General features: G+C 53.4%; 14 protein-coding genes. 10 read left to right on the top strand and 4 right to left on the bottom strand.

The window, feature by feature from the left end; genetic code table 11:
* Nucleotides 1–21 precede the first annotated feature (21 nt).
* The 7 genes from surE to lpxL all read left to right on the top strand — a co-directional run bounded on the left by surE (nucleotide 22) and on the right by lpxL (nucleotide 6,758).
* On the top strand, nucleotides 22–768 hold the full coding sequence (gene surE / locus IR195_RS15700) for a 5'/3'-nucleotidase SurE (protein ID WP_125750901.1): 747 nt from the start codon (nucleotides 22–24) through the stop codon (nucleotides 766–768).
* Nucleotides 755–1,432: a protein-L-isoaspartate(D-aspartate) O-methyltransferase gene (locus IR195_RS15695; RefSeq protein ID WP_125750898.1), complete on the top strand. Its 678-nt coding sequence runs from the start codon at nucleotides 755–757 to the stop codon at nucleotides 1,430–1,432. The genes surE and IR195_RS15695 overlap by 14 nt, the downstream gene beginning before the upstream one ends.
* Nucleotides 1,429–2,400 (top strand): DUF368 domain-containing protein, encoded by a 972-nt coding sequence (locus IR195_RS15690; RefSeq protein ID WP_125750895.1) that lies wholly within the window; start codon nucleotides 1,429–1,431, stop codon nucleotides 2,398–2,400. Before IR195_RS15695 ends, IR195_RS15690 begins: the two co-directional genes overlap by 4 nt.
* A gap of 7 nt (nucleotides 2,401–2,407) precedes the next feature.
* Nucleotides 2,408–3,484, top strand: a complete 1,077-nt coding sequence (locus tag IR195_RS15685) for a peptidoglycan DD-metalloendopeptidase family protein (RefSeq protein WP_206048030.1) — start codon at nucleotides 2,408–2,410, stop codon at nucleotides 3,482–3,484.
* A gap of 154 nt (nucleotides 3,485–3,638) precedes the next feature.
* Nucleotides 3,639–4,610, top strand: a complete 972-nt coding sequence (gene rpoS, locus IR195_RS15680; RefSeq protein WP_125750889.1) for an RNA polymerase sigma factor RpoS — start codon at nucleotides 3,639–3,641, stop codon at nucleotides 4,608–4,610.
* 120 nt (nucleotides 4,611–4,730) lie between these two features.
* Nucleotides 4,731–5,831, top strand: coding sequence for an alanine racemase (gene alr / locus IR195_RS15675; protein ID WP_206048029.1), 1,101 nt, complete (start codon nucleotides 4,731–4,733; stop codon nucleotides 5,829–5,831).
* A 12-nt stretch (nucleotides 5,832–5,843) separates the two neighbouring features.
* Complete coding sequence (gene lpxL / locus IR195_RS15670; protein ID WP_146941836.1) at nucleotides 5,844–6,758, top strand: LpxL/LpxP family Kdo(2)-lipid IV(A) lauroyl/palmitoleoyl acyltransferase; 915 nt, start codon at nucleotides 5,844–5,846, stop codon at nucleotides 6,756–6,758.
* 73 nt (nucleotides 6,759–6,831) lie between these two features.
* Here the strand turns inward: lpxL and speD are convergent, their stop codons facing one another.
* From speD to IR195_RS15650, 4 genes are all read right to left on the bottom strand, one after another.
* Complete coding sequence (gene speD / locus IR195_RS15665) at nucleotides 6,832–7,626, bottom strand: adenosylmethionine decarboxylase (RefSeq protein ID WP_125750880.1); 795 nt, start codon at nucleotides 7,624–7,626, stop codon at nucleotides 6,832–6,834.
* A 219-nt stretch (nucleotides 7,627–7,845) separates the two neighbouring features.
* Nucleotides 7,846–8,265, bottom strand: coding sequence for an OsmC family protein (locus tag IR195_RS15660; protein WP_038477634.1), 420 nt, complete (start codon nucleotides 8,263–8,265; stop codon nucleotides 7,846–7,848).
* Nucleotides 8,266–8,335: 70 nt separating this feature from the next.
* Nucleotides 8,336–9,013 carry an N-acetylmuramate alpha-1-phosphate uridylyltransferase MurU gene (gene murU / locus IR195_RS15655; RefSeq protein ID WP_206048028.1) on the bottom strand — a complete coding sequence of 226 codons (678 nt, stop codon included), beginning with the start codon at nucleotides 9,011–9,013 and terminating at the stop codon, nucleotides 8,336–8,338.
* Complete coding sequence (locus IR195_RS15650) at nucleotides 9,010–10,020, bottom strand: aminoglycoside phosphotransferase family protein (protein ID WP_206048027.1); 1,011 nt, start codon at nucleotides 10,018–10,020, stop codon at nucleotides 9,010–9,012. Before IR195_RS15650 ends, murU begins: the two co-directional genes overlap by 4 nt.
* 70 nt (nucleotides 10,021–10,090) lie before the next feature.
* Here IR195_RS15650 and IR195_RS15645 point away from each other — a divergent pair, with 70 nt between their 5' ends.
* Genes IR195_RS15645 through pdxA form a run of 3 tightly spaced genes read left to right on the top strand, consistent with a single transcriptional unit; the run spans nucleotide 10,091 to nucleotide 14,677 of the window.
* Nucleotides 10,091–12,538, top strand: coding sequence for an LPS-assembly protein LptD (locus IR195_RS15645; protein WP_206048026.1), 2,448 nt, complete (start codon nucleotides 10,091–10,093; stop codon nucleotides 12,536–12,538).
* Between the two features lie 39 nt (nucleotides 12,539–12,577).
* The gene (locus tag IR195_RS15640) at nucleotides 12,578–13,615 is read left to right on the top strand and encodes a peptidylprolyl isomerase (RefSeq protein ID WP_206048025.1); all 1,038 of its coding nucleotides are present in this window, start codon (nucleotides 12,578–12,580) and stop codon (nucleotides 13,613–13,615) included.
* Between the two features lie 12 nt (nucleotides 13,616–13,627).
* A complete protein-coding gene (gene pdxA, locus IR195_RS15635; RefSeq protein ID WP_206048024.1) occupies nucleotides 13,628–14,677 on the top strand; it encodes a 4-hydroxythreonine-4-phosphate dehydrogenase PdxA in 1,050 nt (349 codons plus the stop codon).
* Nucleotides 14,678–14,695 lie beyond the last annotated feature (18 nt).

Below are 14,695 nucleotides of genomic sequence, written 5' to 3'. Positions count from 1 at the left end.
GCATCCATGAAGGAGACGTTAATGCGGCGACTGCTGCTTTCCAATGACGATGGTGTCCATGCGCCGGGCTTGCGGGCACTTCATGATGCGCTAGTCGCCCATGCGAATTTACGTGTGGTTGCTCCTGATCGAGACCGCAGCGGCGCCAGTAACTCGCTGACCCTTTCCCGTCCACTCTCTTTAACCGCGCTGGATAATGGCTTTTATAGCGTGGACGGTACGCCTGCTGATTGTGTTTATCTGGGCGTGAACGGCGTCTGGGATGAGCGTCCTGACTTGGTTATTTCGGGGATTAATCACGGCAGCAATCTTGGCGATGACGTGCTCTATTCAGGCACTGTGGCGGCTGCCATGGAAGGGCGCAACTTGGGCATGACCGCCATTGCTATGTCGCTGTGTGGCGAGCGTTATTTCGCGACGGCTGCGAAAGTGGCGGCCAGCTTAATCGGTGCTGCCGATCAGCTATCGCTGCCACCCCGCACCCTCTTGAATGTCAACGTGCCAGATGTTCCATGGGAAGAAATTAAAGGCGTTAGAGTGACTCGTTTAGGCTATCGCGGACCAGCAGAGAAGCCTGTTCCCGTAAAAGATCCGCGTGGCCATACGCGCTTCTGGATAGCCCCGGTGGCGGCTAACGCTGATGATGGTGAAGATACCGATTTCTCGGCTATCGAAGAGGGCTATGTATCCATTACTCCACTTCAAACTGACTTAACGCGCCACCCCGCGCGTAGCGACGTGCAGGATTGGTTGGATGCTTTTGCCTAAGCTTTCGCCCAACGAACTGCGCGGACGAGGCATGACCTCTCAGCGGACTCGAGATCGCATGGTAGAGCGACTTGAGCAGCAGGGTATTCAAGATGCGCGGGTGCTTGATGTTATGGCAGCTGAGCCTCGGCACTTGTTTGTTGATGAAGCGTTGGCGCACCGTGCGTATGAAGACACCGCGCTGCCTATCGGCTTTGGCCAGACCTTGTCGCAACCATTGACAGTTGCGCGCATGACCGAGCTGGTACTGCGGGCTAACCCAACGCGTGTGCTGGAGGTGGGGACCGGTTCGGGGTATCAAACGCTGATACTGTCCCGGCTGGTGCCGATGCTGTACTCGGTCGAACGTATTCAGGCATTACATCAGCGCGCTGCAGAGCGGCTGTGGCGGCTTGGTGCTCCAGCGACGCTGGCAGTGGCTGATGGTGGTGAAGGGTGGCAGGAAGCTGCGCCTTTTGATGTGATTTTATTAACCGCTTGTGCTCAAACGCTGCCAGAAGCCCTATTGGAGCAGCTTAACCATGATGGTGTACTCATTGCTCCGTTGGAAGAGCCTGACGGTAGCCAATGGCTCACCCAAATAAAACGCATTGGTAGTGCCTTTGAAAAGCGTCGGCTCGAGCCCGTACGCTTTGTACCTCTATTGCAAGGAGTGGTGGATTGAAGCGTCGATTTGTAGAGCTGTTTTTAAAAGGCGCAGGGATGGGGGCAGCCGATGCGGTGCCCGGTGTTTCAGGTGGCACGATCGCATTTATTACCGGTATTTATGAAGAGCTCATTAATACCATCAAACAGTTTGGCCCCGGTGCCTTCATCGCTTGGCGTCGTGGTGGTTGGCTGGCGTTGGCTCAACATTTAAATTTGGCCTTTTTAGTGCCGCTACTACTGGGCGTTGCGGTTAGCCTTTTCAGTGTGGCTCATCTAGCGCTCTGGCTAATGGATGCGCACCCGCTGCTGATTGAGGGATTTTTCTTCGGCTTGGTGGCTGCGTCGGGGTTTGTTGTCGCTAAGGCGGGCAAAGGGTGGAAGTTTTGGTACTTATTGCCAATGGTAGGCGGGCTGCTGTTAGCCAAGTCGCTGCCAGGTATGATGCCGCTGGTGTTACTTCTTGGTAATGAAGCTCTGGTAGTGATGGTCGCTGGCTGCATCGCGATTAGCGCCATGCTGTTACCAGGCGTGTCTGGTAGCTTCTTGCTGCTTACCATGGGACTTTATGGCACCATTTTAGGGGCTATTCGAAGCTTTGATATCGGTATTATCATACTCTTTGGCTTGGGATGTGTTGTTGGCTTGGCGTTATTTTCACGACTGTTGTCGTGGCTCCTGCGTCGCCATCATGATTCTACGCTACAGCTTTTGCTCGGGTTTATTGTTGGCTCGTTACCCGTGTTATGGCCGTGGAAAGAGCTGGTACGTTATCAGCTTGGCCCTGATGGGCAAATGATCCCGTTGGCTCATCGTTATCTCTTGCCTAGTGACTATGCGGTATTGTCTGGTGCATCTGCACAAACGGTAGGCGTTCTTGCACTAATGGTGGTTGGCGCACTATTGGTGGTGTTATTAAACCGTCGCGCAGTGCACTATGCCGGACATAGATCAACAGGAAACGCGCGCGACGTTGAAAAGGAGTAGGGTTTTCATGCGTAAGGTTTTCATCATGTCAGTATTGGCGTTAGCTGTTAGCGGCTGCGCCAGTCAGCAGCAAAACACCCCACAAGTGCGTGACTTAAGTGAAGCACGCCGCGCGGTAGCAGACTCACCTCAATATACTGTTAAAGCAGGCGATACCCTTTATGGCATCGCATGGCAGCATAATCTGGATTATCGTCAGCTGGCGCAAATCAACAATATTGACGCCCCTTACCAAATTTACCCAGGCCAAACCATTGCGCTGCGTGAAGGAGCGGTGGCATCAAGTCGCCCGTCGGCAGGCTCTCCTGCCCCAGAACGCCCGGCGTCAGGCGCCGTTGCAACAGGGCTGAATCCTCAAGCGACTTCCGTGGCAAGTAACGATCAGCAGCTAGATTGGTTACTGCCCGATGAGAGTGCGATTGAGCGCAACCAGCGTTTAGCGGCTGAGCGAGCGGAACGTGCTGAGCAAGCGTCGGTGGCCGCCGCACAGCAAGTGGCTGATAGCGCAAGTGCCGTTACCCCCGAGACAACGCCTGCTGTGGAGACGCCTCAGCCAGAGCCCACGCCTGAGCCGGAACCAACGCCTGAGCCTAAACCAGAGCCCAAACCGGAACCCACGCCAGAACCAGAACCAGCAGTGACCGCTCAGGCTGAGCAGCCGAGCCAAACCGCTAGCGTTGACCGTTCTTCACGCACCTTTACACCTGTTGATAATATTAATTGGCAGTGGCCAACGACAGGCCAGGTAACCGGAGAGTTTGGCCAGGGTGGCTCTATCACCGCTGGGATTGATATCGACGGTCAAAAGGGGCAACCTGTCAAAGCGGCAGGCCCTGGTATCGTTGTTTATGCGGGTAGCGGTGTACGAGGTTACGGTAACTTAATACTACTCAAACACAACGATCAGTATCTGAGTGCTTATGCACATAATGATAGCTTAAGCGTTAAAGAAAATGATGTCGTTGAAGCGGGAGAAGTGATCGCCACGATGGGCGATAGCGATGCGGACAGTGTCAAGCTGCACTTTGAAGTACGCCGTGATGGGCAGCCTCAAAATCCCTTGGATTATCTGCCGTCCCGTTAATCATTGCCAAGCGAACCTTTTAATTGGTGTGCTTGGGGAACCCGAATAGCTAGAGTTAGGGCGTCATATAACAACAATGGTGTAAGTGCACAGGGAGTGCGGCCACCTTTACTTTTCTAAATGGCGGTTAGGCGAAATAACGGGGGATACTACCATGAGTATGCTGGAGAAAGACCTACAGGAGGTTGACCTGGACGCTGTGGAAGAGGCGCTGGATAGTGTCGATGATGTCTCTGAGGAGGAAGACGCCTTTGAAAAAGCGTTGGGCCGTGATGAGCGTCAATCGACTCAAAGCTTGGACGCGACACAAATCTATCTCAATGAAATTGGTTTTTCGCCGTTATTAACGCCGGAAGAAGAGGTCTACTACGGCCGTTTAGCACGCAAAGGTGACCCGCTTGGGCGGTCAAGGATGATCGAGTCTAACCTTCGCCTAGTTGTTAAAATTGCCAGACGCTATCTTAATCGCGGGCTTACGCTGCTTGATCTAATTGAGGAGGGTAATCTTGGGCTAATTCGGGCTGTGGAAAAGTTTGATCCTGAGCGAGGCTTCCGTTTTTCTACCTATGCCACGTGGTGGATTCGACAAACCATTGAGCGGGCGCTAATGAATCAAACGCGCACCATTCGCTTGCCGATCCATGTGGTTAAAGAGCTCAATATTTACCTGCGTGCAGCGCGTGAGCTAACCCAAAAGCTTGATCATGAAGCAACAGCAGAAGAGATCGCTGACCATCTCGACAAGCCCGTAGAAACGGTTAAGAAGATGCTTGGGCTTAATGAGCGCGTCTCCTCGGTAGATTATCCAATGGGTGGCGAAAGCGATAAGCCGTTAATCGACACGTTAACCGACGATGAGGTGCTAGGGCCGGAAGCATGTCTAGTGGATGGCGATGTGCGTGAGCACGTAGACCATTGGCTGGATGAGCTAAGCGATAAGCAGCGAGAGGTGGTTGTACGCCGCTTTGGTTTGCGAGGCCATGAGTCCGCTACGTTGGAAGAGGTTGGTGCAGAAATTGGCTTAACTCGCGAACGTGTTAGACAAATTCAAGTTGAAGCACTAAAGAAGCTGCGCCGTTCATTGGAAAAACAGGGCCTTTCCCTCAACGCTATTTTCGAGAGCTAGCCGCGGTAAGCTATTGTGCCACAACGACCATAACGCACCGGGTTCATTGCTCGGTGCGTTGTTTTTGACGCCCATTGGTTGACCAACCGTTAACTATTGACTGTGTAAGTGAGAAACGTGATGCGCCCCTTGGTGGCCCATATTGATTTAGACGCTCTGCGTCATAACTATCAGCTAGCGAGCCGCTGCGCCCCCCAAAGTCGCTCGGTAGCCGTTATTAAAGCGGATGCTTATGGTCATGGTGCACTTGAGTGCGCGCGTGCGCTAGAAGCTGATGTGCCCGCATTTGCTGTTGCTTGCATCGAAGAAGCGATTAGCCTGCGTGAAGGGGGAATTAAAAAGCCTATTGTACTGCTTGAGGGTATCTTTACCGCTGACGAGCTGGCGCTGGTTGATCAACACAATTTTTGGATCAGCGTTCACAGTGAGTGGCAGGTGGAGGCCTTATTGGCTTTTTCACCCCGTCAGCCTATTCCGGTATGGATGAAAGTAGATTCCGGCATGCATCGTTTAGGTTTTTCTATAGACGAGGCGCCTGGTGTTTGGCAGCGGTTAGCCAGCGCACCACAGGTGACAGCGCTGCATTTGATGAGCCACTTTGCGACAGCAGATGCACGTGAGGGCAGCTACTTTAATCGACAAATGGCCGCTTTAAAGACATTGGCAGAAGCGCTTGATGCGCCCCTATGCTTAGCAAACTCCCCTGCAACACTGGCATGGCCAATCGCCCACGGCGACTGGAATCGCCCTGGTATTATGCTGTATGGCAGCGACCCGCTGGAAGATGCCAACGATATCACCCGGCAACTGCGCCCGGTAATGAGCTTGCGTTCTGAAATTATTGCCCTTCGTGAACTAGAGGAGGGGGAGTCTGTTGGCTATGGTGGCCGTTGGCGTGCATCCCGGCGTTCTAAAATTGCCGTCGTCGCAGCAGGTTATGGCGATGGTTATGATCGCCACGCCATCGATGGCACGCCGGTATTAGTGAATGGCCAGCGCTGTGCGATTGCCGGCAAGGTCTCCATGGATATGCTAACCGTAGATGTCACCGACGTGCCGGGAGCTGTCATCGGTAGTGAGGTAGTGCTGTGGGGAGCCGCCAGCGATGGCGCTGTGTTGTCAATTGATGAGGTAGCACGCTATTGCGATACCATCAGCTACACCTTGTTAACGGGAGTGCTGCCAAGAGCACCGCGCCGCTACCATGGGGCCTTGGCTTAAACGGTTACCAGTATGTCTAAAAGCTCTTATCCGCAGTCGTTTGCACACCTTCGTTATTGGCCAACCTGGCTTGCGATAGGCGCGATGCATCTTGTTGCCTGGTTTCCCTGGCGGCTTAAGTTATGGGTGGGGAAAATAATTGGTTTGGCAGCATGGCGCTTTATAAAACGTCGGCGGCATATCACTGAGACAAATATTGCGCTCTGTTTCCCTGAAAAAAGTGCCGATGAGCAGCGTCGTTTGGTGAGAGAAGTGTTTATCGCCAACGGTATTGGCTTAGTGGAAACAGCCACGGGTTGGTGCCGTGACGCAGAGGGATTACGGCACCGAGTGGCCTATCACGGCCAAGAGCATCTCGCACAGGCTAAAGCGCAAGGCAAGGGCGTGCTAGTGGTGGGTATTCACTTCTCCACGTTGGATTTAGGGGGAGCGCTGCATTCGCTATTTTTCCCTGCCGATGTGGTCTATCGTCAGCACAACAATCCGTTATTCGAACGCTTTATGACCCGTGCTCGATCACGGATTTTTGGTCAGGCGATTGATCGGCATGACTTGCGTGGTGTTGTGCGGCGAATAAAGTCAGGACATATTGTGTGGTATTCACCGGATCAAGATTTTGGCCGTGATGCCAGCGTGTTCGCGCCACTTTTCGGTCAACAGGCCGCTACGATCAGGCTGACTGCAAAAATCGCTAGAATGACGGGGGCGCCAGTGGTGCCGTTGATGTTCCACCGCAATCCTGATAACCAGACATACACCATCACCTGCCTGCCTGCGCTTGATAATTTCCCAAGCGGTGATGAAATAGCCGACGCCACTCGAGTAAATGAATTTATCGAACAAGCGATTCGCAAGTATCCTGAACAGTACTTATGGCTTCATCGACGCTTTAAAACGCGTCCGGAAGGTGAGCCAAGCGTTTACTAGCGACATCCGTTAATAAAAAAAGCCGTTTTGCTACTAAGGCAAAACGGCTTTTCGTTAACTCTGAAAGCAGACGTTAGTCCAGATTTCGAGAGTAGAAAATCTCTAGCATCTCTTTACGCAGACGGCTTTCAATGTCTCGTGCTTCTTCGAAGGTAATGTCGCGGCGCGATGTATCGAACAGGTAGTTATCAAGTTCGAAGTCTTTCAGCAGCATTTTGGTATGGAACATGTTCTCTTGATATACATTTACATCGATCATCTGATAGGCGTGCTTGGTATCTTCTGCCAAGTAGTCCTGGATCGAGGTAATGTCGTGATCAATAAACAGCTTTTTACCATCGACATCGCGTGTAAAGCCGCGAACCCGATAATCCATAGTGACAATGTCAGAGTCAAAACTGTGGATTAGGTAGTTCAGTGCTTTCAATGGGCTGATGTGGCCACAGGTAGACACATCTATATCCAATCGAAAGGTGCTGATGCCGTTGTCAGGATGCGACTCAGGATAGCTATGCACGGTCACGTGGCTTTTATCAAGATGCGCCACGACTGTTTCAGGTAGCGGTCCAGGGCCTGGTTCAGTTTGCTCTGGGTTTGCTTCATCCAGCTCGTGTTCAGCAATCAGAATCGTAACGCTGGCCCCGTGGGGCTCATAGTCTTGACGAGCAATATTGAGCACATGAGCGCCAATAATATTGGTGACGTCTTTTAGAATCTGCGTCAAACGTTCGGCGTTGTAAAGCTCATCGATATAATCAATGTAAGCCGCACGCTGCTCTTCGGTTTTGGCATAACAGATGTCGTAAATGTTAAAGCTCAACGAGCTAGTCAGGTTATTAAACCCGTGGAGTCGGAGATTATCTGACACGTCCGAACCTCCCTATGGCAGATGAAGACACCCCGACGAGCCAGCGCCGGAACCGGTAGTAACTTGTCACCGTGATGCTGTAGTCGCTTTCTGCAAAGCGGCTGTTTGCTACGCAGTAGGGGTAAAAACAAGCGAGCGTATTATGCCCGCCAAGTGCATGGTATGCATCCAGCCGCGTTAATTTTTTTAATAAATAGGGACGATGGCGCTCCGAGTAGCTCAAGCGTCGACAATCTCAAAAGAGTGGGTAATCTCAACGCCGCCTTGTGTCAGCATAATAGATGCGCTGCAGTACTTCTCTGCGGAGAGCTCAACCGCCCGCTGTACCTGTTTCTCTTTTAGGTTGCGGCCAGTCACCACAAAGTGTACGTGGATTTTGGTAAACACAGAGGGCACTTCATCGGCGCGTTCAGCGTCAAGCTCCGCGATACAGTCGGTGACATCGGCGCGGGCTTTATCGAGAATGTTCAAAATATCAAAGGCGGTGCAGCTACCCATGCCCATTAATAGCATTTCCATTGGGCGGGGGCCGGTGTTGCGGCCGCCATGATCAGGGGGGCCGTCGATAACGACACTGTGCCCACTACCGGACTCTGCTACAAATTGGCGACCATCTGTCCATTTTACCCGTGCTTTCACGTCGCTCTCCTCATCTAGGCACCTATAGGTAGTTGCGAAGCATAACATTTATAGCGATAGACGCACTTTTTCATCGCTTGCTAATCTGCTGCGTTAAAAGGTGATGTTCAAGAGCCTCTAGGCGCTCTGGCGTGCCCACGTCGACCCAGTGGCCTGAAAAGTGCTCGCCGCTGACACGCTTGTCTGTCATTGCCTGTTTAAGTAGTGGTGCTAGGGCAAACGCCCCTGGTGTCTGGTCTGCAAAAAGATCCGGGTGCAGCAGGCTAATGCCGGCAAAGGTGAGGCGCTGGTGGCCTTCCACTCCAACGCGCCCGTTGATAAGGGAAAAATCACCGCTAGGGTGGTAGGATGGGTTATCTACTAACACAAGATGGGCGACGTCACTTCCCTGTAACAGTGATTCTGACGGAATGTAATCGCACCAGACATCCCCATTGACCAGCAGAAACGGGGCATCACCAAGCAGGGGGAGTGCCTTGTGAATGCCACCGCCGGTTTCTAAAGGTGTCTCTTCATGGCTCCAAAGAATCCGTAGTTGGTAGTCGTTTCCATCACCAAGTGCTGCCATTATCTGCTCGGCGCGATAGCTCACGTTGATGATCACTTCTTCAATGCCTGCACGCTTAAGCCGTTCGAGGTGGTGCACAATAAGTGGCTTGTCGCCTACGGGGAGCAGGGGTTTTGGGCAGTGGTCGGTAAGTGGCCGCATCCGTTTGCCAAGTCCCGCGGCTAAAATCATCGCTCTCATAGTGTGCTTTCCGCTAAACGTTGGGTGATGGCAGGGCGCAATGTGGCACTTACCCATTCAGCAAACTCGCGGTGCTGAGGTAGCGCAGTTAGGCTGTCTTCTAAATGGGCTAAAAAATGCGGCAGGCGTGATAAATAGCCTTGCTTGGCATCACGAAGCGTTAGGCGGCAAAAAATTCCCAGCACTTTGAGTGAGCGCTGAGCCGCCATCGCTTGGCATTGGGCAAGAAATTCATCATTGCTGAGATGGCCAGAGAGGCGCCCATCTTGACGCGCTTGACGATAGAAGGAGTCGACGAACTGCGTAAACTGCGTCTGAGAAAAGCGGCAGTAGCGCCCGCGCAGTAAGGAAATAACGTCGTAACTGATTGGCCCTGCCACCGCGTCTTGAAAGTCAATCATGTAAAGCTGCTGGTCGTGCACCATGATATTCATTGCATCGTAATCGCGATGAACGCTGACGACGGGTTGATCAAGCGCTTGCTCAATGAGGTGACCACGCAGCGCATGCCAACTGGCTGGCGTTGATAGCGACAGCCAGTTGTCTAGGCACCACTCTGTGAAAAGATCGAGCTCGCGGCCCAGCAGCGTCGCATCATAGGGAGGCAGCGCGGCAGGGTTGGCGTGGTTTTGTAGCTTAGCCAGTAACGATAGCGCATCGAAATAACTTTGCTGAATGCGCTTTTCATCAGTGAAGAGCGTCTGTAAAGGGGTATCTCCAAGATCATCAAGCAGTAAAAAACCCGTGTCGAGATCGGCGGCGTAAATATACGGAACGGGCAGCTTTGCTGCATACCAACGCTTTCCAATAGCGACGAACGGCGCTGAGTCTTCCTGGGCAGGGGGGGCATCCATTACTATGCGGGTACCGCCACAGGGTAGTGTCAGCCGGAAATAGCGCCGGAAACTTGCGTCACCGCCCGCTGGGGAAAGGCGGATAGCGGCGCTATTTAGGCCATTTTGTTCAGCTGCCCACTGGGTGAGGGCGTCAATCCTAGAAGAGGACATGCAAGCTCCTTGCTGGTCGGGCATCATGCGGGCTGTATAATACCGATTCTGGATGCCAAGGATAACGAACATGGGCAAGCGAATCTCGCGTACCGTACCGGTTGCGCACACACTGATGGGCAGTTTGCTCGCTAGCGCCTCATTTTCAGCGGTGGCACAAGGCCAGACGCTGCCTGCCGAGGCGCTTGACTGGCAGGCCTGGAGCCAAGAGGAAGCACCGCATCAGCTGTGTCGAGGGCGATATGTGATGCCTGACTACCGCTTGCCTGCGGTGGATAACCCCGAGACGTTGTCGGTGGAGACCCTGGAAGCCGATTACGCCGCCGATGGTGAAGCCTTGTTGCGCGGTGATGTTGTACTGCGTCGTGGAAACACAGAGCTACAGGCAGCGCAGATGTATTTACCCGCCGACCGCCAACGTGTCGATGCAGAAGGCAATCTCGCCATACGAAATGGTCAGGCGCTAGTGCGCGGCGAGCAAGCCACGTTAATGCTCAACGATGACCGAGCCTCGTTACGCAACAGCCACTATGTGCTTTACGAACAGCATTTACGCGGCCAGGCCAGTCAATTAGAGCAAACCGGTGAAGAGCAATATCGTCTACACAATGCTTCGTTTACGACGTGTGATCCAGGGGCCAACAGCTGGCAACTCGTGAGTAGCGATATAAAGCTGAATCAAGCCGCAGGATTTGGTACCGCACGGCACGCACGGTTAGAAGTAAAAGACGTGCCGATTTTTTACTGGCCTTGGCTACGTTTTCCCATTGATGACCGTCGTCACACAGGATTGCTGTCACCCTCTATTAGCTTTTCTAACGAGGGATTTGACTATGCGCAGCCCTTTTACTGGAACATCGCACCAAATCAAGATGCCACCATTACACCGCGCTGGATGTCTGATCGTGGGCTGTTACTCAATGGTGAGTACCGCTATCTACTTGAAGAGAGTCGAGGAACGGTAGAAGGCGGCTATATCAATAGCGATGACGGCAGTGAAAATGGTGATAACCGCTTCGAAGGCAATGATCGCTGGTATATTGATGCCACGCATGCAGGAACGCTGACGCCACGCAGTGATTACCAATTGCGCTATGGTGCCGCCAGCGATGGTCGCTATTTCGATGATTTCGGTGGTGAGTTTGGCAATAGTGATCGCGTTAGTATGGAGCGGATGGCCCAGGTAGATTACCGCGGTGAACGTTGGCAGTTAGATGCCCGAGCCCAAGGTTTTCAGCGCTTGGAAGACCCGCTGAGTGATTCCGATAAACCGTTTTATCGTCTGCCCAGTTTGACAGCGAGCTCTGACTGGCAGTTAGGCGGTGGTCTCTATACACAGTGGCACTCTAACGTGACCTATTTCTGGCGTGATGTAGACGAGCGACAGGTGCCTGAGCGAGAAGCCGCCATCGGCACGCGGCTGCATCTCACGCCAGCGATTGGTTGGCGTTTTGAGCAACCCTGGGGCTATATCGAACCGCGTACCGAATTATGGCATACCGCTTATGAGTTGGATTATGGCGATCGCGTCACTGACCGAGGCACGTCTCCCAGCCGTAGTGCGGCGGTCACATCGATAGATAGTGGCCTTGTGTTTGAGCGTGAATTAGAACTGAGCGGACGAGACTATCGTCAAACCCTTGAGCCACGTTTGAACTACGCCTACGTCCCACGTACTAACCAAACACAACTGCCTGATTTTGACAGCCGCGAGCGAGCGTTCTCATGGGATCAACTATGGTCACCTCATCGTTTCTCCGGCGCTGATCGTTTAGGTGATCTCAATCGCGTGTCGCTTGGCGTACAATCTCGCTTTATTGAAGACGCCACTGGGCGGGATCGGTTAACGTTTGGCGTTGGGCAAAGCGTTTATTTATCCGAGCGTCGCATTGATAGTGAAGGCGACCCGGACACATTGCCTGCTCATCCAGAAGATGACCCAAGTGTGAATCCGCTTAGCCGCTATCAAGCTACTCGCGATCGCTCTCCGCTGGTGACGCGCCTTGATTGGCAGATTAATAATCGGTGGAGTGCGGGGTATGAATGGTTATACGACGACCAGCGTGAACAGACTGAGCGCTCTAGCGTTGATGCGCGTTATCGCCATCCCGCTGGCCACGTAGTGAACCTTGGTTATCGTTGGGAGATCGAAGGTTTTGATCCAGGCGTTGTACCTGGTGATGACGGCTTTAGAGATTACAGCCGAGAAGAGTGGGATCTGTCACTTGCTTGGAAAGCCAGCCCGAGGATTGATTTGATTGGTCGCTATCTATACGACCAAACCAATGAGCGCGCGCTTGAACGGCTGGCAGGCGTTCAGTGGAACGACTGCTGCTACGGCTTACAGCTTGTCTGGCGTGAGTGGATAGACGATAACGACACCGCCCCTGTGGGTGATGACTTTAATGATCGCGGGCTATTTTTACGCTTTGTATTCCGTGGCCTTGGTGGCGTTGGTCAACAGGCTGACGGCTACTTTGAACAGGCCATTCCTGGCTACCGCCCAACGCCGCTATAACGATTTTGTTAAATGGCGACTGACTGAAAGAGATTCTTTATGACTACCAGAATGACCCTGCTGACTGATGGCTTGAAAAAGCGGGCAAAACTGCTTTCTGCGGGCGGTATGGTGGCGCTCTGTCTTGGAACGAGTGCTACGCTTGTGCCGCTAACGGTTTACGCCCAGAATTTCGAATCAACCCAGCGGCAAATGCTGGATAGTGTTGTGGCTGTCGTGAATGATGGCGTCATTATGCGCAGTGAGCTTGATGACCGCATTGCCCAAGTAGAACAGCAGGCTCAGGCCCAGGGGGGGAACTTGCCTCCCCGTAGCCAACTAGCTCAGCAGGTGCTAGAGCGTATGGTGATGGATGAAATTCAACTGCAAATGGCTCGCCAAGCTAATCTTAGCGTGGATGACACGGAGCTTAATCGCCAGCTGCGCTCGATTGCTGAGTCTAACGGCATGACGTTAGACCAGTTTGCCGATGCCGTGGAAGCGGACGGCATGACCCTGGGTGGCGTACGTGAAGAAATACGCCGCGAAATGCTGATGCGCCAAGTGCAGCAGCGCCAAATTAGCCAACGTGTCACCGTAACTGATCGTGACGTTGAGCGCTTTTTGAGTCAGCAACCAGCGCAGCAGGGGCAAGCGTTCATTGAAGAGATTCGTGCCCGCCACGTGTTGGTAGAGTTAACGCCAACGCGCAATGACAATCAGGCCCGGGCCCGCGCTGAGCTGGTACGCCAGCGTTTACAGCAGGGAGCCGACTTTGCATCCGTCGCCCGTGAGTTTAGCGACGACCGTGGTAGCGCCTTGAATGGCGGCGAGCTTGGTTGGGTGCGTCCAGGACAAACGGTGCCAGCCTTCGAAGAAGCGTTGGGATCGCTGAGTGCTAACCAGCTATCTGAACCCGTTCGTTCCCAGTTTGGCTACCACGTGATTGAAGTACTAGAGCGCCGTCGTCAGGATGTGACAGAGGAAAGTCGCCGGGAGCAGGTTCGTCAGGCCATTTTCCAGCGTCGTGCTAACGAAGAGCTGCAGACATGGCAGCGTGAAATGCGTGAGCAGGCTTTTGTCGATATTCGCCTTTAATGAGCCAATCTAATGAGCAATAGCGCGCCACTGCTGATAACGACCGGAGAGCCCGCGGGCATCGGCCCAGAAATCACGCTGATGCTGGCCGCCAATGGGCAATTGAATAATACGGTGGCCATTGGCGATACGCAGTTGTTGAGACAGCGTGCGTCGCTTCTGGGGCTTCATCTTGATGTGATAGAAGCCGCTCCAGGAAGCGGGGTTACTTCCTCGCCAGGGCGTTTGGTTGTGTGGCCCGCAGCACTTTGCGAACCTGCGCTCCCTGGTGTGCTCAATCCTGCTAATGCAGGCTACGTGCTAGAGACATTGCAAGTCGCTGTAGATGCCTGTCAGCAGGGGCATGCAGCGGCCATGGTGACTGCGCCGCTGCATAAAGGGGTAATTATCGAAGGCGGCTATCCTAGCTTCACTGGCCACACCGAATGGCTGCGCGATGCCTGTGGGGTGGATGAAGTCGTGATGCTGTTGGCTACCGACCAAGCGCTGCACGCTCAGACGAGTCATTGGCAGGGTAGCAGTGACCTACGCGTCGCGCTTGTCACTACCCACCTACCGCTGCGTGACGTGGCCGATGCGGTTACCTACGACAAAATTATCCGCATTAGCCGTTTGCTTGCGGCCGATCTGAAATACCAGTTTGGGATTGCTGCTCCGTGCATTGCGGTGTGTGGGCTAAACCCTCATGCCGGAGAAGATGGCCATTTAGGGCGCGAAGAGCTCGATGTTATTATTCCCGCGCTGAAAGCGCTGCGCGCTGAAGGTCTTGATGTTCAAGGCCCGTTGCCAGCTGATACGCTTTTCACGCCGCGCCATTTGGCAGGTGTTGATGCGGTACTGGCGATGTATCATGACCAAGGGCTGGCAGTGTTAAAATACGCAGGCTTTGGTCAGGCGGCGAATATCACACTTGGCCTGCCGCTGGTGCGTACATCGGTAGACCACGGCACCGCGCTCAGTTTAGCCGGTCGCGGCATTGCTGACCCCAATAGCTTAGGCGTAGCTCTCGCGCTAGCAAAGCGGCTTTCCGCACAGCGCGCCAATGGCTTAAATGCTTTATGAATCAACCCTCCAAGGAAC

It is taken from the genome of Vreelandella venusta (assembly GCF_015689495.1).
Classification (GTDB): domain Bacteria; phylum Pseudomonadota; class Gammaproteobacteria; order Pseudomonadales; family Halomonadaceae; genus Vreelandella; species Vreelandella venusta.
The sequence above is the reverse complement of the archived record's forward strand: the minus strand, read 5'-3'. Positions and strand labels throughout refer to the sequence as shown.

Coding starts and splice junctions, on each gene's coding strand:
- surE (WP_125750901.1), top strand. CDS start 22: ATGCGGCGACTGCTGCTTTCCAATGACGATGGTGTCCATGCGCCGGGC.
- IR195_RS15695 (WP_125750898.1), top strand. CDS start 755: ATGCTTTTGCCTAAGCTTTCGCCCAACGAACTGCGCGGACGAGGCATG.
- IR195_RS15685 (WP_206048030.1), top strand. CDS start 2,408: ATGCGTAAGGTTTTCATCATGTCAGTATTGGCGTTAGCTGTTAGCGGC.
- rpoS (WP_125750889.1), top strand. CDS start 3,639: ATGAGTATGCTGGAGAAAGACCTACAGGAGGTTGACCTGGACGCTGTG.
- alr (WP_206048029.1), top strand. CDS start 4,731: ATGCGCCCCTTGGTGGCCCATATTGATTTAGACGCTCTGCGTCATAAC.
- lpxL (WP_146941836.1), top strand. CDS start 5,844: ATGTCTAAAAGCTCTTATCCGCAGTCGTTTGCACACCTTCGTTATTGG.
- murU (WP_206048028.1), bottom strand. CDS start 9,013: ATGAGAGCGATGATTTTAGCCGCGGGACTTGGCAAACGGATGCGGCCA.
- IR195_RS15650 (WP_206048027.1), bottom strand. CDS start 10,020: ATGTCCTCTTCTAGGATTGACGCCCTCACCCAGTGGGCAGCTGAACAA.
- IR195_RS15645 (WP_206048026.1), top strand. CDS start 10,091: ATGGGCAAGCGAATCTCGCGTACCGTACCGGTTGCGCACACACTGATG.
- IR195_RS15640 (WP_206048025.1), top strand. CDS start 12,578: ATGACTACCAGAATGACCCTGCTGACTGATGGCTTGAAAAAGCGGGCA.
- pdxA (WP_206048024.1), top strand. CDS start 13,628: ATGAGCAATAGCGCGCCACTGCTGATAACGACCGGAGAGCCCGCGGGC.